This window comes from Paraburkholderia sediminicola, from assembly GCF_046027825.1.
In the GTDB taxonomy this organism is placed as follows: domain Bacteria; phylum Pseudomonadota; class Gammaproteobacteria; order Burkholderiales; family Burkholderiaceae; genus Paraburkholderia; species Paraburkholderia sediminicola_D.
Genome location: NZ_JAQQDU010000037.1, coordinates 1 through 21,521, shown reverse-complemented (window position 1 = coordinate 21,521; position 21,521 = coordinate 1). Strand labels below are relative to the sequence as shown.

Genomic DNA, 21,521 nt, shown 5'->3' with positions numbered 1-21,521 from the left:
CTCGTAGCGCAAGCCGTTGCGGCAATGAATGACCGGCTGGGTCCGCCGACTGTTAATGGTTGAACCTGCCCGGCGTCCCCACGCGACGCTCTCGCCGCACGGGCGTGCTAAAAAATATTTTTCCCGGAGTGTCGATTCAAAGACGATGCACTCGTCGTAACGTTGAAGACCTGGCTCACACAGTCGGTCTTTCAATTCACGAACCTGTTACTTCAAGGAGTCGCCGTCATGTCCAGCCCCGCTGTCAAACCGATCCCGGACGGGATGCATTCGCTGACCCCGTATCTGATTTGCGCTAACGCCGCGGACGCCATCGCGTTCTACGCGAAAGCCTTCAACGCTGTCGAGCAATTTCGTATGCCCGGCCCCGGCGGCAAGGTGATGCACGCCTGCCTGAAGATCGGCGACTCCATGCTGATGCTGACCGACGAGTGGCCCGATCACAATGCGCTAGGCCCGAACGCGCTGAAAGGCACGCCGGTCACGATTCACCACTATGTGGAAGATGTCGACGCCAGTTTCAAGCAGGCCGTCGATGCCGGCGCGAGTGTCGTCATGCCGGTTGCGGATATGTTCTGGGGCGACCGCTACGGCCAGTTGAAGGACCCGTTCGGCCACAGCTGGTCGCTCGCCACGCACAAGCGCGACCTGAGCCCGGAACAGATTCAGCAAGCCATGCAAGGTATGGAGTGCGGCCAGCCATAAGCCTTGCACGCCTTTCAGCACGAGGAGGTCGTATGCAAAAGATTTCGCCATGCCTGTGGTTCGACGGTAACGCGGAAGAAGCCGCACGCTTTTACACGTCGGTGTTCCCCGATTCGCGCATCACCACCACGATGCACTACTCGGATGCCGGCCCCGGGCCGAAGGGGGACGTGCTGTTCGTCACTTTCGAGCTGGACGGTCAGGAGTTCTCGGCCTTGAACGGCGGCCCGCAACACAAGTTCACGCCGGCTATTTCGCTGTTCGTGCACTGCGCGTCGCAACAGGAGGTCGACGGCTATTGGGCAAAGCTCCTGGACGGCGGCGCGCCGATGGCATGCGGCTGGCTTCAGGACAAGTTCGGCGTGTCGTGGCAGATTGTGCCGGACGCCCTTCCCCAGATGCTGCGCGACCCGGATGCCGCGAAAGCGAGCCGTGTGATGCAAGCCATGATGAAAATGATCAAGATCGACCTCGCGCTGCTGGAACAGGCTTATCGGGGCGAGTGACGCGAACTTTGATAGGATCGGTCTCGACCCATAAACGGCGAGACATGAACGGTGCGCGTCAACCATCAGGCTTTCTTCTGCTCGCTGTTTGTCGCGCGTCTTGCCGATCAGGTGCTGCTGTTCCTCGTGCCGCTCGTCGTGTTTCAGACGACACACCAGGTGTCGTGGTCAGGTCTCGCGTTCTTTATCGAAACACTGCCGCGCTACCTGGTCTTTCCCCTCTTTGGCACCTTGTGCGACCGCATCTCGCCGCTCAAGCTGATGCGGGTGAGTCAGACCGTGCGGGCGGTGGTGTGCTTCGGCGGCGTGCTGGCTTATGTGCTGTTCGGCGGCATCGGCTGGCTGATCGCACTGTCGGCATTGTGCGGCGTACTCACGAGCCAGGGGCTGGTCGCGCGCGAAGTGATGCTGCCGCAAATATTCAGCACGCAGCAGTTCCAGCGTGTGCTCGCTTACTCGCAGTTGGCGGACCAACTGGGTTTCGTACTCGGCCCGATGCTGGCCGCCGTGCTGCTCGGCTTGTGGCGCTGGGAGTGGGTGGTCGGCGCAACCGGCGCGCTGTTTCTGCTTGCCGATGCGGCGCTGCTGCTATGGCAACGCACCAGCGGGTTCCGCGCCGGTGACCCACCGCCCGTTGCGCCGGGTCACTGGACGATGCCCATGCGAATCGCGCTGCGCCATGTGCTCGTTCTACCGGGCCTGAAAAAAGTCGTGCTGCTCGCCGCCGCCGAAAATCTGGTGATCGGCGTGACCCTCGCGACATCCGCCGCGATGGTGACCGGCTTTCACGCGCAATCGAGCCGCTACTATGCCGGCCTGCAGACCGCCGGCGCCGTGGCCACGGTGCTGATCCTGTTGACGATCGCGCGCAACGCATGGCCTGCTCAGACACTCGGCCGGGTCGCGTTTATTTCAATCTGTGCGGGTGGCGTGATCGCCGGGGTGAGTTCGGCGCCTTGGGGCTATGCGCTCGGCTTCCTGCTGATTGTCGGCTTCGACAAGATGTTCAACGTCTACATTCGCAGCGCACGGCAGAAAATCATTCCGCCCGAGGACTACGGCAAGACAACCGGCGTGGTGATCCTGTTGAACAACATGACGCAACCGCTGGCCGGTTTGCTGGTCGGCGTGTTTTCAGCACGGGCACAAACCGGCTGGCTGATCGTGATTCTCTCGATGGCGATGGGCTGCATCGGCGCGGCGGTATCGATCGGCACCTCGTTGATGCGGCGCAAACGCGCGCTGGCGCTTGGGGAATGAGGCCGTGCGCCAGCGCCAGAAAGCCGTGACAGCGCTTGCCGGCATGTCAGACTGGGAGCGTCAGGTTTTTTCAGTGGCAGAAGAAACCTGAATTGCCTCGCATACCACGTCGAACTTCAGCAGTTCTGTAGATCCGAACGCATTGCTGATCGCGACATCCGCAGCATCTCTCCCCCGCGCCATCAAAACCCGCCCCGTACGGGGCACGTTATTCCGTGGATCGAAGGTCTGCCAGCAGCCGCCAACATACGCCTCGAACCACGCCGCAAAGTCCATGGTCGCATAAGGCGGTGGCGTGCCGACATCGCTGATATATCCCGTGCAATACCGCGCCGGTATATTCATCGCCCGGCACAAAGTCACGGCCAGATGCGCGAAATCCCGGCATACGCCCTTCCTCTCCTGCCACGCCTGCCAGGCGGTCTTGGTCGGCCGCGCGAAATCGTAGCCAAACACAATGTGTTCGTGCACGTAGTTGCAAATCGCATCCACCCGCCCACGACCGAGCGGCATCTTGCCGAACGTCTGCCACGCGAATTCGGATAGCAAATCCGTTTCGCAATAGCGGCTGCCCAGCAGAAATACCAGCGAGTCATCAGGCAATGCCTCCACGGCATGCTGCTCGGTAAACGGCGGCCGCCTCTCCGGCTCTGACGACACCTCGAGCATCGCACTCGTCGACAACGCGAACCGTCCCTGCGGCGCCACGACACGACTGCATAAATTGCCAAAGACGTCGCGATACTGCCTGATCGGTACCGGCGGATCGACCGCCAGCAAATCCGCGCTCAGCACGTCCGCCGCGTGCGAATAGTGCGTGTTCAACATCAACATCATCGGCGTCGGTTGCACGCACTCATAGACCAGCTCGTAGCCAACGCGCAGTTTCATCACAACACCCTCTTTCAGTTGAAACGTTCAATTGACGCGCCCGGCGAGCAACCTGAATTGACGCTCCCAGCTAACACGTTCGATGGGTAGCGGCCCATTCACCCGGCTCGCCCCTCATTCGCCTTCAGTCACACTCACATCGACCTGCAAACCGCGAAACGAATGCGACGCGCCATGCCATGTGCCCCACAACGGCAACGCCTGATAGTAGTTCCACGCCACCGCCACCCGAATCAGATGGCGATTGCCGACGATGCTATTGGTCGGATCGAAATCGATCCAGCCGGCGCCCGGCAAATAGATCTGCACCCATGCATGCGTCGCACCGCCGCCTTGGGTTGCGTCGTGCTCGGGCACGAACAGATAACCGCTGACAAAGCGCGCTGCGAGGCCGAGCGAGCGCACCGCGTCCATCATCAGCACCGCGAAATCGCGACAACTGCCGCTGCGGTTGCGCAAGGTGTCGCCAGGGCGGTTCACGCCCTTCTCCGTGCGGCGCACATAGAAAAACGTGCTTTTTATTTCGAGCGTCATCGCGCGCAGTAGCGCCATCGTGCCGCCTGTGCCGTTCTTGCCGCTCGCACCGCCGCTGCCCTGCACGGGAACGAAGCGGCGCGCCCACTCGTCCACGTCGCTGTCCGGATACTGGCGGCTGCGCGCGTTCACGAGATCGGACGCTTCCTCGTTGGTGTACGCGAACGGCCAGTTCACCGCATACGGTTCGAGCGCGTAGTCGGGCATGGGCGTTTCGAAGTGTTCGAGCGTCGCTTCGCTGTCGAAGCGTAATTCGCTCGCCTTGCCCGCGAAACTTGCGACCGCCACCGAGTTGTCGAACACGTCGTGCAGCCAGTGCAATCGCGACGGCGTCGGCGTAATCACCAGCCGGGTCGTGACGAGGCGCAAATCGTGGCTGGCGCGCGGGCGGAACATCATCCTGTGCTCGCCGAACCGCACAGGCTCCGAGTAACGGTAGACGCTGACGTGACGTACCGTGAAACGCTTTGGCTCAGTCATCTGACAGGCCGATGGATGCAACTGGATTCGTCCTGAGCATCACGTTCACGCTGGTAAAACAGCTGCCGCAGCTGGCGCTCAGCGCCCGGCACGGTTTGATCCTGAATGAGCCACAACCATGGTTTGGCGTGGTGGAGCGCCGTCATCGATAAGTTTTCGATTTCAGCATACACCCGCCATATTGGTTGAAATCACTCATTTGGCGGCTGCGCCGTTGCGTACAGAAGTTATCAACAGAATCTGTTCGCAAATCTGTGCATAACTATCCGGCAAAATCGGCAAGCTCTTGATACGTCTGCTGTTTTTACCGCTAGGTCGAAGTTGGGCAAGCCGGGGGGCCTGGGTGTGTCGTGCGGTAGTTGTGGCTGAGTGGTGGTTCAACCTCGGCTGGGACTGCACCTTCGCCGTCGGATCTCCGCCGCCGCCCGCCAGCGTCCAGTGTCAGTCACGCACCGCGCCCGCAACATCCTCGCGTCCGGCTTCTGGTGTAGTCGGCGCGCCGCGCGCTTCCTCACGCCATTGCTGCCGCGAACGCACCATTCGGCGCACGGCGAGGCGCGCCATCTTCACCCACCCCGACGGACGCGGGTCTGCGAGCATGCTGAGCGCGCGGGCATAGTCGAGCGTGAGACCGGGTGTCCACGCCATCGTCGCGGCGCGTTTGCGCAGTTGCGCGGCCACCCACAATTCCGGCGTCGTAATCACGCGCAAAAATGGCCGCCAGCCACCAAGGTCGCCCCATACGCGCGCCGACGCGCCTTCGATGGCCGCTTCCAGCGCGCGCGATACACTGCTTGAACAGTTACGGTGCGTCAGGTTGTAAGTCGTGTCCTGACGATAGGTGTCCCAGAAGCGGCGCAGCCGCGCCGGATCGTAGTTGCGAATGCGCACCTGAACCGTCGACGGACACCATGCCTTCGATTCGGTCGGGTAATCGGGCTGGAACACGCCGGGGACGTCGTTCTCGCGCGTCGCGCGCAGCAGCCGCGCAAAATCGTCGGGTGAACGATCGATCTCTACGCCCGGATACAGGCTGACGTAGATGCCTTCAGGCGATTCGAGCGCGGCATGTCCGGTCGAAATCACACCGTTACGATCCACCGCCGCGATGTAGCGATCGACGATCAACTGCCGTCGCGCCTCGCCCTTGGACGAGCCCACCGGCGTCCACACGTGGACGGTCAGCGCGTCTTCATCGGCGGTGGGCGGGCCGTCCCATTCGACTGCGCTTAGTCGACCCGGAGCGATCGCACTCGCGGCGGAGTTGGCCGCATCAGCGCTGGCATCATCCGAAGCAACCGCGGGATTCGACACGAGACGCCGCACGCGCGTACTCAGCAAAATCATGTTCCAGCCGCCGAACATCAAGCCGAGGCCGAGGCAGTACGGCACGGTGCCTACATAGTGCGTCGGATACGGTTGATAGAAGAAAACCGCCAGCGCGATTTCAACGCCCCCGCCGATCATCGCGAGCCGCCATGTGCGATAGCGGACGACCTTCGCGGAGGCGATCTGCAGCAGACCATCGGCCAGAAAGAGCGTGCCGAAAATCATCGACAGAATGAAATTGCCGTGATGATGGCCCGCGAGAATCAGCGCCGCCGCAAAGCAGAATGCGAAGCCCTTCACATAGCGCAGCGTGCGTTGCCCACCCATGCCGGTCCAGGCAACGGCCAGCGTGGCAAGCCCTTCGAGCAGCAGCAATAGCGCAAACGGCGTGATCGGGAAATAGAGCGCGCTATCGAGTGCGTCGATGAACACCACCACGCCGAGCACCAGGCTCACCCAGCCGATCAACTGCAACGAGCGCCAGCGTGTGCGCAGGTAATCGACACCTAGCAGGATCATGACCAGTCGAACCATCGTGGGCCCTCCGTGATTGATGCGCCTCTCTGAACGCAATCTTAACCATATTCACGGCGGCGGCGTAGCAGGGCTCGCGGTAGCGGTCGTTTGCGCGTGGCGACGCTTTCACGCAGCGCCGCTTCGCGAATGCATTTTGAATCGACGCCGCACGTTCGCAGCGAGATCCTCAGACGTACTTATGGCGCTCATGCCGATGAGCCTTTGACGACGGACGCGTACCGCGCTTGCCCGCACTCGCGGCTGCGTGCGGTTCATCGTGCGGCATGACGCGTGGGGCGGCATAAGAACCCTTCTGCAGCACGGCGGCGCTTTGCAGGGTGTCCGCGCTTTGCGGTGCGGCCGATGAAGGTTGTACAACGGGCAATGGTCCCGTTGCGGCGTCGATCACCTTCTGCAGTTCATCCTGCGCGTAAGCAGGCAGCGGCGCGGGCGGATACGTCGCGTCGGCAGCCATGGCAGTGGAAGTGGTGAAGGCAGCGCAAGCAAGGCCGAGGGCGAGCATCAAGTGAGCGATTTTCATGTCGAGTCCTGGTCAGGATGACGCGGTCCGCATGATGGGAAGCGTGGCGCGCGTCGAGGGATCGGAAGGTTCCTGACGGCTTGAACCGTCAGCACAAGCAGTGTGACGGCCGGGACATGAGAGGTAAATTTTATTAAGTCAGATTCAGATATGCATAATCTGGCTTAACAAGAGCCGGCGCGAAGCATTCTCGACGCGCCGGCCTGCAACGGATAAACGCAGATCAGGCGAACTTCACTCAGACAGACTGAGCCCGCGAAACGTCATTCAGGCAGCCGCGGCTTGCGGTATTTCCACGCCCTGCTCGCCGCCCAACGCGTCGAGCAGATCGCACAGCATGCGGTCGAGTTCGGCGGTCATCAGCGTGACGTCGGAGTCGAAACGTTCGTCGTCGTTCTGCGCAGTGGGGTCGCTCGCTTCCTTGAGGACGTCGAGCGGCGCGATGCGCTTGATCGTCAACGAGGGCGTCAGCACGAACGACACGCGATCGTTCCACGTCATCGCGAGCCGCATGCATTGCTTGCCGGCTTCGATATGGCGGCGCATATCTTCGGCGTCCAAAGTATGTCCGACGTAGCGTACTGTCGCGTTGCCTTCCGTCGGCGAACGCAGTTCGGTGTCCTGGTCGAGCGTGAAGCCGGCGGGACCTTCTCCGGAAAGTAGCCATTCGGTCATCGCCGCAACCGGCGATTGCGTGACGCGCACGGTGCCGAGCGGCAGTTGATCGATCGACTTCACCAGCAGACCGCGCACTTCGTCGGCGACCGCTTGCGAACCCGCGTCGATCACGAGCCAGCCATTTTTGGTGTCGATCCACACGCGCGTGTCGCGGCGGATGCTGAAGGCGCGCGGCAGCAGTTCGTCAGTCACCTGCTCCTTGAGTTCGCGCATCTGCTTGCGGCCGGGTTTGAAGCCCTGTTGCTCTTCAAGTTCGAGCGCGCGCGCCTTGGTCACTTGCGTGACGACCGAGGCCGGCAGGAGTTTCTTTTCGGCGCGAAACACCAGCAGCATCTGACCATTGAGCGAATACGCCAGCGAGTCGTTGTCGCGCGGCGAGGCCCAGCCGTGGCTTTGCATCTCGACGCTATTGCCCGGCGCGAACGCGTACGGCGCGAGCCATTTCTCCATTTGTTCAGGGGTGACGGACCACGGAGCGGGAAGACGGTGCAACTGAAGGTTTTTGAACCACATGGGCGGGGTCTTGTTCGGGCAAAGCGCGTCATTCTATATGACGGCGAAGATGATGCGGTCGGGCGCATACCCGCACGCTCTGTACTGAAGCGATGCCACCGCCAGGTCCCGGCGGCCCACTGCAGGCATCGAAGGGATTGCGCGCGGCGGTGCCCGTAGTGGTTTTCCGCAACAGTCATAGGGCACGCTTTACGTTCAAATCACCTAGACTTTTTGACAGGCGCGCGACATAGACGGAGGCGGCCATGGCCGATGAAACCGCACCCTGGCAGGTGGTGGAGTACGAGGGTTTCGAAATTCACGTGGCACCCTTTCTGAAGAACCCGCCCGACGCGGCGAAGCCGTCAGCGGTACCTGACAACCGCTGCACGTACGTCGGTTACGTGTGCCATCCGGGCGCCGATCCGACCCTTCCTGGGCATGCGGTGCCCTTCCATGCAGACGGCGAAGAGAGCTTCGCCGGCGTGGAAGAAGCGCTCTATGAAGGGGTGCACGTGGGGCGCAGCATCGTCGACGGCACACACCCGGATTTGACGGTGCTGCCGCTGGTGACGGGCGGCGTGTAACGCGCGCGCCTGTTTCAGCTAAACGCGCGCTTGATGCGCGATTTGAGCAGCGCGCGGCGCAAACGGCCGGTCCGCCCGGGTTCGCTGACCGCTTGACCGCCTTCCATCGCCGTGCCGTGCTGTGCTGTGCTGTACCGCAAAAAATAGCGGTCGAAGGTGGCCTGCGTCATGCCCCACCTGGTAAGGCTGCTTGTTCCAGGCCGGGATGATGATTCAGAACATCGAATTGAATTCCGTGGTGATTGTCCGTGTGAGCGGATCAATGACCGTCGGCCTTGTCGTCGGCCTGCTTGCCGAACGGCTTCATGAACGTCAACTTCGCGGGAAGATCAGGCTCCCAGCCCTCCAGGTCCTCGAACGGATAACGGCCGAGTGCATACAGCACGCGCTTCACGCGGCTTTTGAACGGCGCACGCGGAACATTCGGCAGAGACTCGCGCGCAGCGGAAGCCGTCCGCCGAATATACTCGCGATCGAAATCACGCTGTGAGATGCCCCACTTCATCAGGAACTCGCGGCCGCCACGGTTGCGGCGGATCCGGCCGGTCGATTTGCAGCCGAAGTGATAGATGCGGCTCGCGCCGACCGAGCGGAACACACGGCAGCCGACGAGCCACAGCTTCATCAGGAAGTCGTTATCGCTGCTCATGCCCGGCCCGAACTCAATGCTGTAGCCGCCCACCGCATGCCACAACTGGCGGCTGATCAGCATCGGCTGCAAAGCGACGCCATCGCGATCGGCCGACTTCATGCCGGCACTGAATGCGAGCAGGCCTGCTTCGTCGAAATTCTCTGGGCCGGTGCCGAAGTTGGCAGTGACCACGTTCGCATCGCCGGTGGGCTCGATCAGTGCTGAAGACAGATACGCGCACGAATGGCCAAGCCCGCGCAAGCAGGTATCGAAGGCGCGGTCCCAGCCCGGCGTGCAAAACATATCGTCGTTCAGGAACAGGATCCAGTCGCGCGTGGCGAGTCGCGCCACATCGTTCAATGCGAGACAGACGCCGACGTTTCCCGTGCTCCACGTGTGCAGGATGCCTTCCGAGCGGACCCATTCGAGCGTGCCGTCGCTGCCGTCGTTCACATGCACGATGATTTCGTGATCGAACGCCGAATGACGGCGGATACTGTCGATACACAGCTTCAGGTACGGCAGGTTGTTCCAGCTTGGGATCAGGATACTGAACATGAGGTGGTGACGATTCTCATTGAATGGGAGTGCGCGGCGCGCGTGCCGCGACACGGTCCGCCTGCCTGCCGGAATGGGGGACGCCGACGCCATTCCCGTCCGCATACGCGGACGCAGCCGCCAGGATCGCGATGACCATGGCATAGAACGATACGGTCATCTTCAGATCGAACGTTTCGACCGTCAGACCGAAAATCCAGAACGCCACGACAAACGTCAACCCCATCAGCGCGGCCCGGCTCGCCGGGCCGGCCGGGGCGGCGAGCCGCCGCCAGAAGAGCGCGCCCGGCACCACGTAGATAGCCAGCACAGCAAGCCCGCCGATGATGCCGTAATCGGTCATGTAGGCAAGCATCTGGTTATGGACTTCGCCCCTGCCCAATTGCGCAGCGACAGGTGTGAGCAGCCCCGAATTGGCGAACGACTGCATGCTGTTGCGGAAGCCATCGCCGCCAAGACCGAGCAGCGGATGGCTCGCTACGATGCGCGCCGCCGCCTCGTAGAGTTGCAGACGGATACCGAGCGACGTGTCCTTGTTGCCATGCGTGTATTGCACAAAGTCCGACGAAAGATCGCCGACGCGCTCGCGAGCGGTCTGAGAAAACACGTACACGCCAGCCAGAATCGCGACGATCGCAAGCGGCAGCAGCACCTTCCACTTGCGTGACTTACCGCGGCTGCGCAAGTAGAGAATCATCGCGGCGACCACCGGGATCGCCACCCACCCGCCACGCGAGCCGGTGATCAACGATGCGGACAATCCGGCAAAGAGGCCCGCCACCTTGACGATGCGCACAGCCAGCCGGTCCTTGCGCCACCAGTTCAGCGACAGGACAGACAGCGCGCCCATCACCAGCGCAATATCGCCGAAGTGAATCGGGTTCAGAAACTTGCTACCGAGCCGACCGAGGCCCCAGTCACGCGGCGCGATCAGCAGAATGCCGAGCGATATCAGACCGGCGAACGCAAACGACAGATCGCTCCACACAAGCAAGCGCGGCAAACAGCGACGCAACACGAGGAAAAGCGGCGCGGCGGCAAAGAAACGGGAAGGCGAATCGAGTGTGCTGGCTACCACCGTACCGTGCCACGCGCCGCCGAGCAGCACGGCAAGAAACGGACACGCTGTGGCGACGCACAGCGCGATATCGACACGGTCCCACTGGAGCGGCGGCAGGCCGGTCCAGGAATTCGGTAAGGCCAGCAAGACAATCGAAATGACTGCGGCAGCGATTGACAATGCACTACCAGCACCGTGTATCAGCAAGGTGGCCGACGGATACGTGAGCAGGAATAACGCTGGCAGCAGATTTCGTGAGTTGACACTCAGGGAAGATTTTTTCGCGGGCGTCGACATGTCTGATGAATTTAGCCGGCCGTTGCGGCAACTGGCGCGCGTCACCGGATATGTTGGCGCTATTGTACCGGGTTCGCGCCCCTATCCGATTAATAAGCGCGGGCGCCCCTGCCGCGGACAATCATGCCGGCTTCGACGCGTTGACGCCCGAATGGGAATCAGCCTCAAAGCATGTAAGAGTGTGCTGGTACCATACGGGCCACACGCTCCGCCGCGGCGAGTGGCCGGCCTTGGTGCACCGCAACGCCCCGCCCCGCCCCGCCCCGCCAGCAGAGAAACCCGGAATTTCCTCACCATCCGAGCAATGAAACGATTAATGTGCGCGCTCTATCGCAGCGCACCCGCCGCCGTGAAAAGAACCGTGGACACGGCCATCAGCCGCTCCACCCGCATTCCCTTTGCGGGCGTGGCGCACGAACCCGACGTGTTCCTGCGCAAGACGTCCCGGGCGAAAATCGTGAAGAAGTATTTGCACAAGCATCTGCTGCTCAAATGGCACGGGCAGACGCGCCTGCAACTCAGTAACGCCTCCGGGGTCAAGCGCTTGCTGTGGATTTACACCGGCAAACGCAATTTCGGAGACGCAACGATGGACCTGTCCGGGCGGGCGCTGCTGAAGGACACAGGCGTCGAAATCGACCTTTTCACCTTGCCGAACCTGCACAAGCTGTTCGAGGAAGACAACATCTTCCAGAACGTTTTTTCCGACTTAAAGGATCTGTCCGAGCGTCGCTACGACGCGATCCTGATGTCTGAGTACAACCTGCCGTCGATCAAGCTGAAGACGAAATACTTCAACAAGCTGCCGTACGCGTGCCTATTCCAGTATTTCTACGGTCCGGACCGCAATCAGACCACCTTCAGCCATGCCGCGGTCAACCACGTGTTCTCGCTCGGTTACAGCGACGCCGAAGTCGTTTCAATAAGCAAGCCATATCTGGCGGCAAACGCGCACACGCAGGATTCGGTTCGCCCGTTTCTGCCAGACGACCGGTTTCTGGCGATTGCGGTCGGCGGGATCGATGCGAACCGCACCTACCGGCAATGGGGAGCGTTGCTCGAACTCATCGATCGCTCGGACGACCAGAACATGCCAAAGCAGGTGGTTCTGCTCGGCTCGGACAACGGGCTCGCGATGGCGGAGGAATTGTTGAACCGAACATTCAGCAAGCTGAAGATCACTTCATGCGTTGGCAAGCTGACATTGCTGCAGTCGCGCGAAATGGCTGCAAAGGCAAGTCTTTTTCTGGGCGCGGACGGCGGTTTGATGCATGTCGCGCACTCCACGCCAACGCCGAGCGTCTCGCTGTTTTCCGACTGCGAACCGCCCTACCTGCGCCTGACCGGAAAATGCCACTCGATCGGCATTCAGAGCCACGGCGACGTCGACGAGATTACGCCGGCCGACGTGATGAGCGCCATCGAAACGCAGTTGGCCAGGGCGGCCAACCGGACTTTCGCCGCTTAGGCGGGAAGCGACGTCGCAGACATATGCCTCCGATCGCCCGCGCGCATGTCACGGCTCAGGCTGCGTCCTGCTGGAACTGGATGCGATGCAGATGCGCGTACAGCCCGCCTTGCGCCAGCAGCTCGCGATGGCTGCCGCGCTCGAGGATACGCCCTGCTTCCATCACCAGAATCCGGTCGGCGCGTTCGATGGTCGACAATCGGTGCGCGATCACGAGCGTGGTCCGGCCCTTCATCAAGGTTTCCAGCGCCGCCTGCACATGGCGCTCGGATTCCGAATCCAGCGCCGAGGTGGCTTCGTCGAGGATCAGGATCGGCGCGTCCTTGTAAATCGCGCGCGCGATCGCCAGACGCTGGCGTTGGCCGCCCGAGAGCATCATGCCGTTGTCGCCGACCAGCGTATCGATGCCATTGGGCATCGCCTCGACGGTTTCCCACAGGTTCGCCGCGCGCAGCGCCGCCTTGACCTTGTCCGGATCGGCCACCTGCCCATAAGCGACGTTGTTGGCCACTGTGTCGTTGAACAGCACCACGTCCTGGCTCACCATCGCAATCTGGCTGCGCAGCGCGTGCAGGCCGTATTCCGGCAGCGCGACGCCATCGACCAGAATCTCGCCGCCGGTCGGATCGAAAAAGCGCGGCAGCAAATTCACCAGTGTGGTCTTGCCGCTGCCCGACGGGCCCGCGAGCGCCACCATTTCGCCCGGCGCCACCTTGAACGACACGTGGTCGAGCGTGTGACGGTTGTGCGTGGCGTTGCTGCCGTAGGTGAACGATACGTCGCGGAATTCCACTTCGCCGCGGGCGCGATCAAGCGGCTTGCCGCCGCCCTCTGGTTCAGACGGCTCGTCGATCAGGCCGAAGATCAATTCACACGCCGTCATGCCGCGTTGCAGCGGCTGGTTCACGTCCATCAGGTGCTTGAGCGGCGAGATGATCAGCAGCATCGAGGTGACGAACGCCACAAAGCCGCCGACGGTGGTTTGATCCGACGACGACTGCACAACCGCGATCGTAATCACCACGGCAAGCGCAATCGACGCGAGGAACTGCGTCAACGGCTGCGCGAGGCCGCCGGAGACGGTCATGCGCATGGCATAGCCGCGCAGGCGCTTGCTCATCGCCGTGAAGCGGTCCGTCTCGTACTGCTCGCCGTTGTGCACCTTGACGACCTTGTAGCCACCCACCGTCTCTTCGACGATGTACGACAGTTCGTTGGTCAGCAGCTGATGCTCGCGGTTCAGGCGCCGCAAACGGCGGTTGATCTTGCCCACGAGCCAGCCGATCCCCGGCAGCAGCACCGCGACGATCAGCGTCAGGCGCCAGTTCAGATAGAACAGATAGCCGAGCAGGAAAATGACGGTCAGCGAATCGCGCACCAGCGTGACCAGCACGCTCAACAGCACGTTGAGAATCTGGTTCACCTCGAAGACGATCGCGTTGATCACCGTGCTCGCGGTCTCTCGCTGGAAGAACGCCACGCTCGTGTGGATCATGCGGTCGAACATCTTCAGGCGCAGTTCGAGCAGAATCTTGTTCGACACGTAGGCGAGCAGATAGCCGGACGCGTATTGCGACACGCCCCGAACCAGCGCAAGACCGATGACCGCGCACGGCACGAACCACTTGGCGTTGTCGCTGGCGTGCGCGCCAAAACCCTTGTCCAGCAGCGGTTTGAGCAATGCGGGGATCGCCGCGTCGGTGCCCGCGCTGATGGCCATCGCGAGGATTGCGCCGACCACCACCCACAGGAGCGGCTTGATGTATGGCCACAAGCGTCGAAAGACGACGGCAGGCGACGATGCCTCACCTGAACCGATGGGTTTGCTTAACGTTGGCTTCGCGCTCAAGGAATCCTCTGAGAATGCGGGACAGCATCCGCGCAACGGGCAGAATGCCTGACGCACGGAACATCAAAAAACAGCATTGTAAACGGTTGCGGATCACGGCCGGGGTTATGGAGCGACCGGTTTCGTACGTTGCCAATGCGCTGTGTATACTTGCGCGACCTAATCCCTCTCCCTGTCCCCTCCACGCGACTCAGGTATGCAAGAAACCACCCTCGGCGTCGCCATCATCACGAAAAACGCGGCGGCGCGACTGGCCGAATGCCTGCAGGCCGTGGCTTTCGCCGATCAGATCGTCGTGATCGACGGCGGCAGCACCGACGGTACCGCGGACATCGCCCGGGCGCACGGTGCACGCGTGCTCGAGCAAACCGACTGGCCGGGCTTCGGCCCGCAAAAAAATCGCGCCGTGGCTGCGCTCACCACCAGCTGGATTCTCTCGATCGACGCCGACGAGATCGTCTCGCCGGAACTGGCGACGGCGATCCGCGCCGCGCTCGCCGCTCCCACCGCCGATGTCTACGCGGTGGACCGGTTGTCGAGCTTTTGCGGCCACTGGATTCATCACAGCGGCTGGTATCCGGACTGGATTCCGCGCCTGTTCAAACGTGGCGCCGCGCGTTTCTCCGACGACCTCGTGCACGAGCGCCTGGTGTTCGACACGCCGTCGCAGCGACTGACCGGCAAATTAATGCACTACTCGTACGAGGACTTCGAAGGTGTGTTGCGCAAGCTCGAAGCCTATTCGACAGCGGGCGCGCAGCAACGTCATACGGCAGGCAAGCGTGGCAGTTTCGGCAAAGCGCTCGGGCGCGGCGCATGGGCCTTCGTGCGGACCTACGTACTGCGGCGTGGATTTCTCGACGGCCGCGCTGGATTCATGATCGCGGTGTTTAACGCGGAGACGGTGTACTACCGGTTTTTGAAGCTGGCACGGCTGGGAGAGAAAACGCGGCGGTAGCGGCCAAGGCTCGTTGACGCGAGCGCGCCGCTCATTGCCGACGCCCTGCATTCGTTAGCCACGTGCAAGTGGGAACAGGCAACTGGCATGGTCTGAACAACCCCACAACGTCATGGTCACAGCTCGCCAGCAGTTTTGCCCACGCAACCGCGCGGGCAAACCAGACATCAATAAACGATTTCGATCGAGCTTCCGGCAAACTCGCCGCGCAATGCCGCGAGCAGTTCGTCTGTAGGCTTGACGCGCCACGCGTCGCCCAGACGCATTTCGCCTTGCGCATTCTCGCTGCGATAGACCACCTGCACGGCGAGGCCGTTCGGAATCTGCACAGCCTGTCGCTGGCCACCACCGCCATAGCCACCGCCGTTGCGGCCACCACCTCCGCCATTGCCACCACGCGATGACGCCGCCGGCGCCGGTGCAACTGGTGGTTCATCCTTGCCCGCGCTATGCGCTTCGAGCACGCGCCGCAATGCCGACGCGTCCGCATTGCCGTTCATCTGCACCTTCACGGCTTCTGCGTAACGGCAGCGTGCTCGGCCGAGATCCATCACGGTATCGACTGTGAAGCGGATGCCGCCCGTAAACGCGTCGTTACGCGCCGAGCCTTGCACGACCAGCAGTTCGTCTTCCTTGAACAGTTGCTTGTGAGCCTCGAACGTCTCGTTGAAGACGGTCACTTCGCATTGGCCGGTGCCGTCGTCGAGCAGCGCGATCAGCATCTTGCCGCGCTGGGTCATCTGCGTGCGCAGCGACGCGATCACCCCCGCGACCAGCTTGTCGCGCCCTTCCTTCAGTTCGCCGATCTTCTGGCGCACGAAACGGCGCACTTCGCTCTTATAAGCATCGAACAGATGGCCCGACAGGTAGAAGCCTAGTGCGGCCTTCTCTTCCTGCAGCTTCTTCTTTTCCGGCCATTCCGGCTCGTCGACCAGCTCGTGACCTTGAGACGGCGCATCGCCCATATCGAACAGGCCCGCCTGCATCGCGTTGGCGCTTGCCTGCTCGGCGGCTTCCATTGCCAGCGAGACCGAGGCGATCAACTGTGCGCGATTCGCATGCAACGTATCGAACGCACCTGCGCGGATCAAGGCTTCCACCGTCCGCCGATTGACGATCCGGCGGTCGACCCGGTTGCAGAAGTCGAAGATGTCGATGAACGGACCTTCCTCGCGTGCGCGCAGGATTTCTTCGATCGCGTTCTGGCCGCTGCCCTTGATCGCGCCGAGACCGTAGCGGATCGTTCTGGACCGCTTGCCGTCCGCTTCCGCGACCGGCTCGAAACGGTACGCCGACAGATTGACGTCCGGCGGCAACACGTCCATCTTGTTCGTGAGACAGTCCTCGAACAGGATCTTGACCTTGTCCGTGTCGTCCATGGCGAGCGACATATTCGCCGCCATGAATTCCGCCGGATGATGCGCCTTCAGCCATGCCGTGTAGTACGCAAGCAGCGCATACGCCGCCGCGTGCGACTTGTTGAAGCCGTAGCCCGCGAACTTCTCCATCAAGTCGAAGATTTCGTCGGCTTTCTCGCCGGTCAGCCCGTTTTTCGAGGCCCCCTGGCGGAACAGCTCGCGGTGCTCGGCCATTTCCTCGGCCTTCTTCTTACCCATCGCGCGGCGCAGCAAGTCGGCGCCACCGAGCGAGTAACCGCCGATGATCTGCGCCATCTGCATCACCTGCTCCTGATAGACCATGATGCCGTAGGTCTCTTTCAGAACAGGTTCGACGCGAGGATCCGGATACTCCACCACTTCGCGGCCGTGCTTACGCGCACAGAAGCTCGGGATCAGGTCCATCGGGCCCGGACGGTACAACGCGACCAGCGCGATGATGTCCTCGAAGCGGTCAGGCTGGGCGTCTTTCAGCATGCCTTGCATGCCGCGGCTTTCCAGCTGGAACACAGCGACTGTGTTCGCTTTCTTCAGGATCGAGAACGACGCCGCGTCGTCGAGCGGCACCTGCGCGAGCGACCAGTCTTTCTTCGACGGATCGAGACGGCGGATATAGCGCTCGGCCCAGTCGAGAATCGTCAGCGTGGTCAGACCCAAAAAGTCGAACTTCACGAGGCCGACGGCTTCGACGTCGTCCTTGTCGTACTGGCTCACCACGCCGCTTTCGTCGCCCTGCGTATAGAGCGGACAGAAATCGGTCAGCTTGCCGGGCGCGATCAGCACGCCGCCGGCGTGCATACCGACGTTACGCGTCAGGCCTTCCACGCGCTGCGCAAGTTCGAGCAACTGATGCACTTCGTCTTCATTGTCGAAGCGCTCCTGCAGCAGCGGCTCTTCCTTCATCGCGTCCGCGATGGTGACGTGTTTGCCCGGCTTGAACGGAATCAGCTTGGCGATGCCGTCTGTGAACATGTAGCCGAGATCGAGCACGCGGCCGATATCCCGCACCGCTGCCTTCGCCGCCATCGTGCCGAAGGTGGCGATCTGCGACACGGCGTCCGCGCCGTACTTCTCCTTCACGTACTGAATCACACGGTCGCGGCCGTGCTGGCAGAAGTCGATGTCGAAGTCGGGCATCGAGACCCGTTCCGGATTCAGGAAACGTTCGAACAGCAGGTTGTAGCGCAGCGGATCGAGGTCGGTCACGCCGAGCGCGTACGCCACCAGCGAACCGGCACCCGAGCCCCGGCCCGGACCGACCGGCACGCCGTTGTTCTTGGCCCAGTTAATAAAGTCCGCAACGATCAGGAAGTAGCCCGGGAAGCCCATCTTGATGATCGTGCCGCACTCGAATTCGAGGCGCTGGTAATACGTTTCGCGCTGCGCCTCGCGCTCCGCCTCAATCGGATACAGTTGTTCGAGGCGCTTTTCGAGGCCCTCTTTCGACAATTGCACGAGGTAGTCGTCGAGCGACATACCGTCCGGTGTCGGGAAGAGCGGCAGCTTCGGCTTGCCGAGTTCGAGCGTCAGGTTACAGCGCTTGGCGATTTCGACACTATTGGCGAGCGCCGACGGCAGGTCCGCGAACAGCCCCGCCATCTCTTCTTGCGTGCGGAAATACTGCTCGGACGTAAAGCGCTTCGAGCGGCGCGGATTCGCCAGAATGTCGCCTTCGGAAATACACACGCGCGCTTCGTGCGCGGTGAAGTCGTCCGGCGTCATGAACTGCATCGGGTGCGTGGCCACCACCGGCAATTTCAGCGACGCCGCGAGCGCAACCGCCTGCTGCACGTACTGCTCGCCGCCCGGCTGACCACTGCGTTGCAGTTCGATATAGAAACCACCGGGGAACACCTTCGCCCAATGCAACGCGTTGCGTTTGGCCGCCTCTTCATTACCGGCGGCGAGCGCGAGGCCAATGTCGCCCTGTTGCGCACCCGACAGCGCGAGCAGGCCCTCACCCAGCCCGGATTCGAGCCAGCCGGCTTCGACTTCCGCCCGACCGCGATACTGGTTGGTGAGCGAGGCCTTACTGAGCAGCTCGCATAGATTCAGGTAGCCGCGCCGGTCTTTGACCAGCAGCAGCAGACGCGAAGGCTTGTCGCGGTCGTCCGGATTGGTAATCCAGACGTCGCAGCCGGCAATGGGTTTGACCCCTTTGCCACGGGCTTCCTTGTAGAAACGGACGAGGCCGAACGCGTTGCCGAGGTCGGTAAGGGCGAGCGCACCCTGACCGTCTTTGGCAGCGGCCTTGACGACGTCGTCAAGACGCACGATGCCATCGGCAATCGAGAATTCGGAGTGGACGCGGAGATGAACGAAGCGGGGATCTGACATGGGCGACATTGTAACTCCACCCTCCGGGAGTTTTCAGGCCAAAGCCGCGCGTTAGCCATCCGGCTTAGGAGCGAAACGCGAGAGCACCGCACACCGGCGTCGTGCAGGCCGTGGACGGTTTCGTTGGCCGGGCGCGAGCGAGGCGCTTCATGCGCTCGAACCGACCTGCCGGAGAAAATTCGGCGGTATTTCACTCGCCAGAGCGCGTAGCCCAGCGCAAGTCCCGGTGCAAGCGCGATGCGAGTTTGCTAGCGGTTTGCGCTGCCGCAAGGGGTTGGCCATTCGGCCGAGTCGGACGAAGCGTCAGCTTGAGGGATAATACGGGTTTCGCCCTTTTCGACATGGTCGCGCCGCATGGAGGCTAGTGCGGGCAGCTCAATGCGCCCCATTTTCCGCGCCGCCGGGCATTTCTTACCGCTGGACACACATGAGTATCGTTAATCTCGCCGCGTATCATTTCGCGACTATCGAAGACACTGCCGCATGGCGCCCGCTCGTCACCGAGCGCTGCAACACGCTCGGCTTGCGCGGCACAGTCCTGCTGGCGCCAGAAGGCATCAACCTGTTCGTCGCCGGCACGCGCGAAGCCACGGACGCGTTCATCGACTACATCCGTCACGACGCGCTCTTCGAAGGCAAGTTCGTCAATCTGCAGTTCAAGGAAAGCCTGTCGGACAAGCAGCCGTTCACCCGCATGCTGGTCAAACTCAAGCGCGAGATCATCACGATGAAAAAGCCGGCGATCCGGCCGGAGCTTGGCCGCGCGCCGTTCGTCGATGCCCCCACGCTGAAAAGCTGGCTCGACCGCGGCCATGACGACGAAGGCCGCCCCGTCGTCATGCTCGACACACGCAACGCATTTGAAGTGGCCGTCGGCACGTTCGACGACGCGCTCGACTACCGCATCACGAAATTCAGCGAATTTCCGGAAGTGATCGAGCAGAACCGCGCCGATCTCGAAGGCAAGACTGTGGTCTCGTTCTGCACGGGCGGGATTCGCTGCGAGAAGGCGGCGATCCATATGAAGGAAGTCGGCATCGAGAACGTGTACCAACTCGAAGGCGGCATCCTGAAGTATTTCGAGGAAGTCGGCGGCGCGCATTATCACGGCGACTGCTTCGTATTCGACTACCGCACCGCGCTCAACCCGCAACTGGAGCCCACCGCGACCGTGCAATGCTTCGGCTGCCGCGCGGTGGTGACGCCCGAAGCGCAGCAATCGCCGATGTACGTGGCGGGCAAGACGTGTCCGGAATGCCATCCGGACAGCAAAGCGGCGTGCGCCGCGTGATAAGCGCGAGCGCCTTTGCCGCGGCGCCGCATTTAGCGGCTGCATGGGCTTCGAACGAGGCCGAGCCGTGCGAGGTTGCCGCCATGCACCGCGGAGACACGCAAGACAGCCCGTTCTTTCCGCACTAATCCATCGGACCCATGACCTATCGTGGACGCTTCGCGCCGTCGCCTACCGGCCCCTTGCATTTCGGCTCACTGGTGAGCGCGCTCGCAAGCTGGCTGGACGCGCGCGCGCATGGCGGAGCGTGGCTTGTGCGCATCGAGGACATCGACGGACCTCGCACCGTCCCTGGCGCGGCAGAGGACATTCTGTCGACCCTCGAACGTTTCGGCATGCATGCCGACGAGCCGCCCGTCTGGCAAAGCCATCGTATTGCGCGTTATCAGGAAGCGCTCGAGCAACTGAAGGCTACCGGCATGCTTTATCCATGCGGCTGCACGCGCAGGGAGATTGCCGACTCGCTGCTGCATGCGCACGCACGCAACACCACGCTCGCCTACCCTGGCACCTGTCGCACCGGCCTGCATGGCAAACCGGCGCGCGCATGGCGCCTGCGCGTACCTGATGGCGACGCGGCGGTGGTCACATTCGAAGATCGTTGGCAGGGCACGCAGACGCAGAACCTGGCCACTGAGGTCGGCGACTTCGTCCTGAAGCGCGCCGACGACCAGTGGGCGTATCAACTGGCGGTGGTAGTCGACGATGCGGACGCGGGCATAACGCACATCGTGCGAGGCGCCGACCTGATGGACTCAACGGCCCGGCAGATCTACCTGCAGCGTTGTCTGGGTGTACCGACGCCGACGTATTTGCACGTACCGGTGGTCACCAACGATCAAGGCGAAAAGCTAAGCAAGCAAAACGGCGCAACGGCGCTGGACAATGACAAACCGCTCGCAGCGCTGACAGCCGCTGCGCGACACTTGGGACTTGAGATGGGCGGCGACGAACACGCGACGCTAGAACGTTTCTATGCAGCCGCAACGGCGGCGTGGGCAGAACGCATGGGCGTGCGAGCGCACCACAACTAGCGCACCGAAGGCGCTGAAGACAAACGAACAAGTCGACACCCCGAAGGCGCTAGCGAAGAGCGGGAAGCAAAGAGCAGAAGCGAAAAACGGGAAACTGGTAGCTGTAGCTGTAGCTGTAGCTG

Annotated in this window: 18 protein-coding genes; 8 read left to right on the top strand and 10 right to left on the bottom strand. The window is 62.1% G+C overall.

Translation table 11 applies throughout. The annotated features are described in order from the left end of the window. The first annotated feature begins 228 nt into the window (after positions 1 to 228). The 3 genes from PQQ96_RS20685 to PQQ96_RS20675 are packed head-to-tail and all read left to right on the top strand — an operon-like array spanning position 229 to position 2,471. Positions 229 to 705, top strand: a complete 477-nt coding sequence (locus tag PQQ96_RS20685; RefSeq protein ID WP_408295810.1) for a VOC family protein — start codon at positions 229 to 231, stop codon at positions 703 to 705. Positions 706 to 737: 32 nt separating this feature from the next. After that, positions 738 to 1,211: a VOC family protein gene (locus PQQ96_RS20680; protein WP_408295808.1), complete on the top strand. Its 474-nt coding sequence runs from the start codon at positions 738 to 740 to the stop codon at positions 1,209 to 1,211. A gap of 51 nt (positions 1,212 to 1,262) precedes the next feature. Continuing rightward, the gene (locus PQQ96_RS20675; RefSeq protein ID WP_408295805.1) at positions 1,263 to 2,471 is read left to right on the top strand and encodes an MFS transporter; all 1,209 of its coding nucleotides are present in this window, start codon (positions 1,263 to 1,265) and stop codon (positions 2,469 to 2,471) included. A 60-nt stretch (positions 2,472 to 2,531) separates the two neighbouring features. On the opposite strand, the gene PQQ96_RS20670 is transcribed toward PQQ96_RS20675, so the two are convergent. From PQQ96_RS20670 to PQQ96_RS20650, 5 genes are all read right to left on the bottom strand, one after another. After that, positions 2,532 to 3,362 carry a transglutaminase-like domain-containing protein gene (locus PQQ96_RS20670; RefSeq protein ID WP_408295802.1) on the bottom strand — a complete coding sequence of 277 codons (831 nt, stop codon included), beginning with the start codon at positions 3,360 to 3,362 and terminating at the stop codon, positions 2,532 to 2,534. 114 nt (positions 3,363 to 3,476) lie between these two features. Continuing rightward, on the bottom strand, positions 3,477 to 4,376 hold the full coding sequence (locus tag PQQ96_RS20665; protein ID WP_408295799.1) for a transglutaminase family protein: 900 nt from the start codon (positions 4,374 to 4,376) through the stop codon (positions 3,477 to 3,479). Positions 4,377 to 4,817: 441 nt separating this feature from the next. Next, positions 4,818 to 6,239, bottom strand: coding sequence for an HdeD family acid-resistance protein (locus tag PQQ96_RS20660; protein ID WP_408295797.1), 1,422 nt, complete (start codon positions 6,237 to 6,239; stop codon positions 4,818 to 4,820). Positions 6,240 to 6,408: 169 nt separating this feature from the next. Next, complete coding sequence (locus PQQ96_RS20655) at positions 6,409 to 6,762, bottom strand: superantigen-like protein SSL4 (RefSeq protein ID WP_408295795.1); 354 nt, start codon at positions 6,760 to 6,762, stop codon at positions 6,409 to 6,411. A 267-nt stretch (positions 6,763 to 7,029) separates the two neighbouring features. Further along, positions 7,030 to 7,953 (bottom strand): recombination-associated protein RdgC, encoded by a 924-nt coding sequence (locus PQQ96_RS20650; RefSeq protein WP_408295793.1) that lies wholly within the window; start codon positions 7,951 to 7,953, stop codon positions 7,030 to 7,032. Between the two features lie 245 nt (positions 7,954 to 8,198). Between PQQ96_RS20650 and PQQ96_RS20645 the strand changes: the two genes are divergently transcribed. Next, positions 8,199 to 8,519 carry a hypothetical protein gene (locus tag PQQ96_RS20645; protein WP_408295790.1) on the top strand — a complete coding sequence of 107 codons (321 nt, stop codon included), beginning with the start codon at positions 8,199 to 8,201 and terminating at the stop codon, positions 8,517 to 8,519. Positions 8,520 to 8,533: 14 nt separating this feature from the next. On the opposite strand, the gene PQQ96_RS20640 is transcribed toward PQQ96_RS20645, so the two are convergent. The 3 genes from PQQ96_RS20640 to PQQ96_RS20630 form a co-directional block, all read right to left on the bottom strand. Further along, entirely contained in the window at positions 8,534 to 8,689 is a 156-nt protein-coding gene (locus PQQ96_RS20640) for a hypothetical protein (RefSeq protein ID WP_408295787.1), read from the bottom strand. Between the two features lie 89 nt (positions 8,690 to 8,778). Beyond that, entirely contained in the window at positions 8,779 to 9,708 is a 930-nt protein-coding gene (locus PQQ96_RS20635) for a glycosyltransferase family 2 protein (RefSeq protein WP_408295784.1), read from the bottom strand. 16 nt (positions 9,709 to 9,724) lie between these two features. After that, positions 9,725 to 10,948, bottom strand: coding sequence for an O-antigen ligase family protein (locus PQQ96_RS20630; protein ID WP_408295780.1), 1,224 nt, complete (start codon positions 10,946 to 10,948; stop codon positions 9,725 to 9,727). Between PQQ96_RS20630 and PQQ96_RS20625 the strand changes: the two genes are divergently transcribed. Further along, the gene (locus PQQ96_RS20625; RefSeq protein WP_408295777.1) at positions 10,926 to 12,533 is read left to right on the top strand and encodes a glycosyltransferase family 9 protein; all 1,608 of its coding nucleotides are present in this window, start codon (positions 10,926 to 10,928) and stop codon (positions 12,531 to 12,533) included. The two genes, PQQ96_RS20630 and PQQ96_RS20625, sit on opposite strands and share 23 nt — an antisense overlap. A 55-nt stretch (positions 12,534 to 12,588) precedes the next feature. Here the strand turns inward: PQQ96_RS20625 and msbA are convergent, their stop codons facing one another. Then, entirely contained in the window at positions 12,589 to 14,382 is a 1,794-nt protein-coding gene (msbA, locus tag PQQ96_RS20620; protein ID WP_408295775.1) for a lipid A export permease/ATP-binding protein MsbA, read from the bottom strand. Between the two features lie 196 nt (positions 14,383 to 14,578). Here msbA and PQQ96_RS20615 point away from each other — a divergent pair, with 196 nt between their 5' ends. Beyond that, the gene (locus tag PQQ96_RS20615) at positions 14,579 to 15,340 is read left to right on the top strand and encodes a glycosyltransferase family 2 protein (protein WP_408295772.1); all 762 of its coding nucleotides are present in this window, start codon (positions 14,579 to 14,581) and stop codon (positions 15,338 to 15,340) included. A gap of 167 nt (positions 15,341 to 15,507) precedes the next feature. On the opposite strand, the gene dnaE is transcribed toward PQQ96_RS20615, so the two are convergent. Then, positions 15,508 to 19,083 (bottom strand): DNA polymerase III subunit alpha, encoded by a 3,576-nt coding sequence (dnaE, locus tag PQQ96_RS20610; protein ID WP_408295769.1) that lies wholly within the window; start codon positions 19,081 to 19,083, stop codon positions 15,508 to 15,510. 418 nt (positions 19,084 to 19,501) lie between these two features. Here dnaE and PQQ96_RS20605 point away from each other — a divergent pair, with 418 nt between their 5' ends. Further along, positions 19,502 to 20,365 (top strand): sulfurtransferase, encoded by an 864-nt coding sequence (locus tag PQQ96_RS20605; protein ID WP_408295766.1) that lies wholly within the window; start codon positions 19,502 to 19,504, stop codon positions 20,363 to 20,365. Between the two features lie 140 nt (positions 20,366 to 20,505). Beyond that, positions 20,506 to 21,399: a tRNA glutamyl-Q(34) synthetase GluQRS gene (gene gluQRS / locus PQQ96_RS20600; RefSeq protein WP_408295763.1), complete on the top strand. Its 894-nt coding sequence runs from the start codon at positions 20,506 to 20,508 to the stop codon at positions 21,397 to 21,399. Positions 21,400 to 21,521: the final 122 nt, after the last annotated feature.

Bases quoted from the DNA above. Each gene is read 5' to 3' on its own strand.
- PQQ96_RS20685 (WP_408295810.1), top strand. From the start codon at position 229: ATGTCCAGCCCCGCTGTCAAACCGATCCCGGACGGGATGCATTCGCTG.
- PQQ96_RS20680 (WP_408295808.1), top strand. From the start codon at position 738: ATGCAAAAGATTTCGCCATGCCTGTGGTTCGACGGTAACGCGGAAGAA.
- PQQ96_RS20670 (WP_408295802.1), bottom strand. From the start codon at position 3,362: ATGAAACTGCGCGTTGGCTACGAGCTGGTCTATGAGTGCGTGCAACCG.
- PQQ96_RS20665 (WP_408295799.1), bottom strand. From the start codon at position 4,376: ATGACTGAGCCAAAGCGTTTCACGGTACGTCACGTCAGCGTCTACCGT.
- PQQ96_RS20660 (WP_408295797.1), bottom strand. From the start codon at position 6,239: ATGGTTCGACTGGTCATGATCCTGCTAGGTGTCGATTACCTGCGCACA.
- PQQ96_RS20655 (WP_408295795.1), bottom strand. From the start codon at position 6,762: ATGAAAATCGCTCACTTGATGCTCGCCCTCGGCCTTGCTTGCGCTGCC.
- PQQ96_RS20650 (WP_408295793.1), bottom strand. From the start codon at position 7,953: ATGTGGTTCAAAAACCTTCAGTTGCACCGTCTTCCCGCTCCGTGGTCC.
- PQQ96_RS20645 (WP_408295790.1), top strand. From the start codon at position 8,199: ATGGCCGATGAAACCGCACCCTGGCAGGTGGTGGAGTACGAGGGTTTC.
- PQQ96_RS20640 (WP_408295787.1), bottom strand. From the start codon at position 8,689: ATGACGCAGGCCACCTTCGACCGCTATTTTTTGCGGTACAGCACAGCA.
- PQQ96_RS20635 (WP_408295784.1), bottom strand. From the start codon at position 9,708: ATGTTCAGTATCCTGATCCCAAGCTGGAACAACCTGCCGTACCTGAAG.
- PQQ96_RS20625 (WP_408295777.1), top strand. From the start codon at position 10,926: ATGACTGCGGCAGCGATTGACAATGCACTACCAGCACCGTGTATCAGC.
- PQQ96_RS20615 (WP_408295772.1), top strand. From the start codon at position 14,579: ATGCAAGAAACCACCCTCGGCGTCGCCATCATCACGAAAAACGCGGCG.
- dnaE (WP_408295769.1), bottom strand. From the start codon at position 19,083: ATGTCGCCCATGTCAGATCCCCGCTTCGTTCATCTCCGCGTCCACTCC.
- PQQ96_RS20605 (WP_408295766.1), top strand. From the start codon at position 19,502: ATGAGTATCGTTAATCTCGCCGCGTATCATTTCGCGACTATCGAAGAC.
- gluQRS (WP_408295763.1), top strand. From the start codon at position 20,506: ATGACCTATCGTGGACGCTTCGCGCCGTCGCCTACCGGCCCCTTGCAT.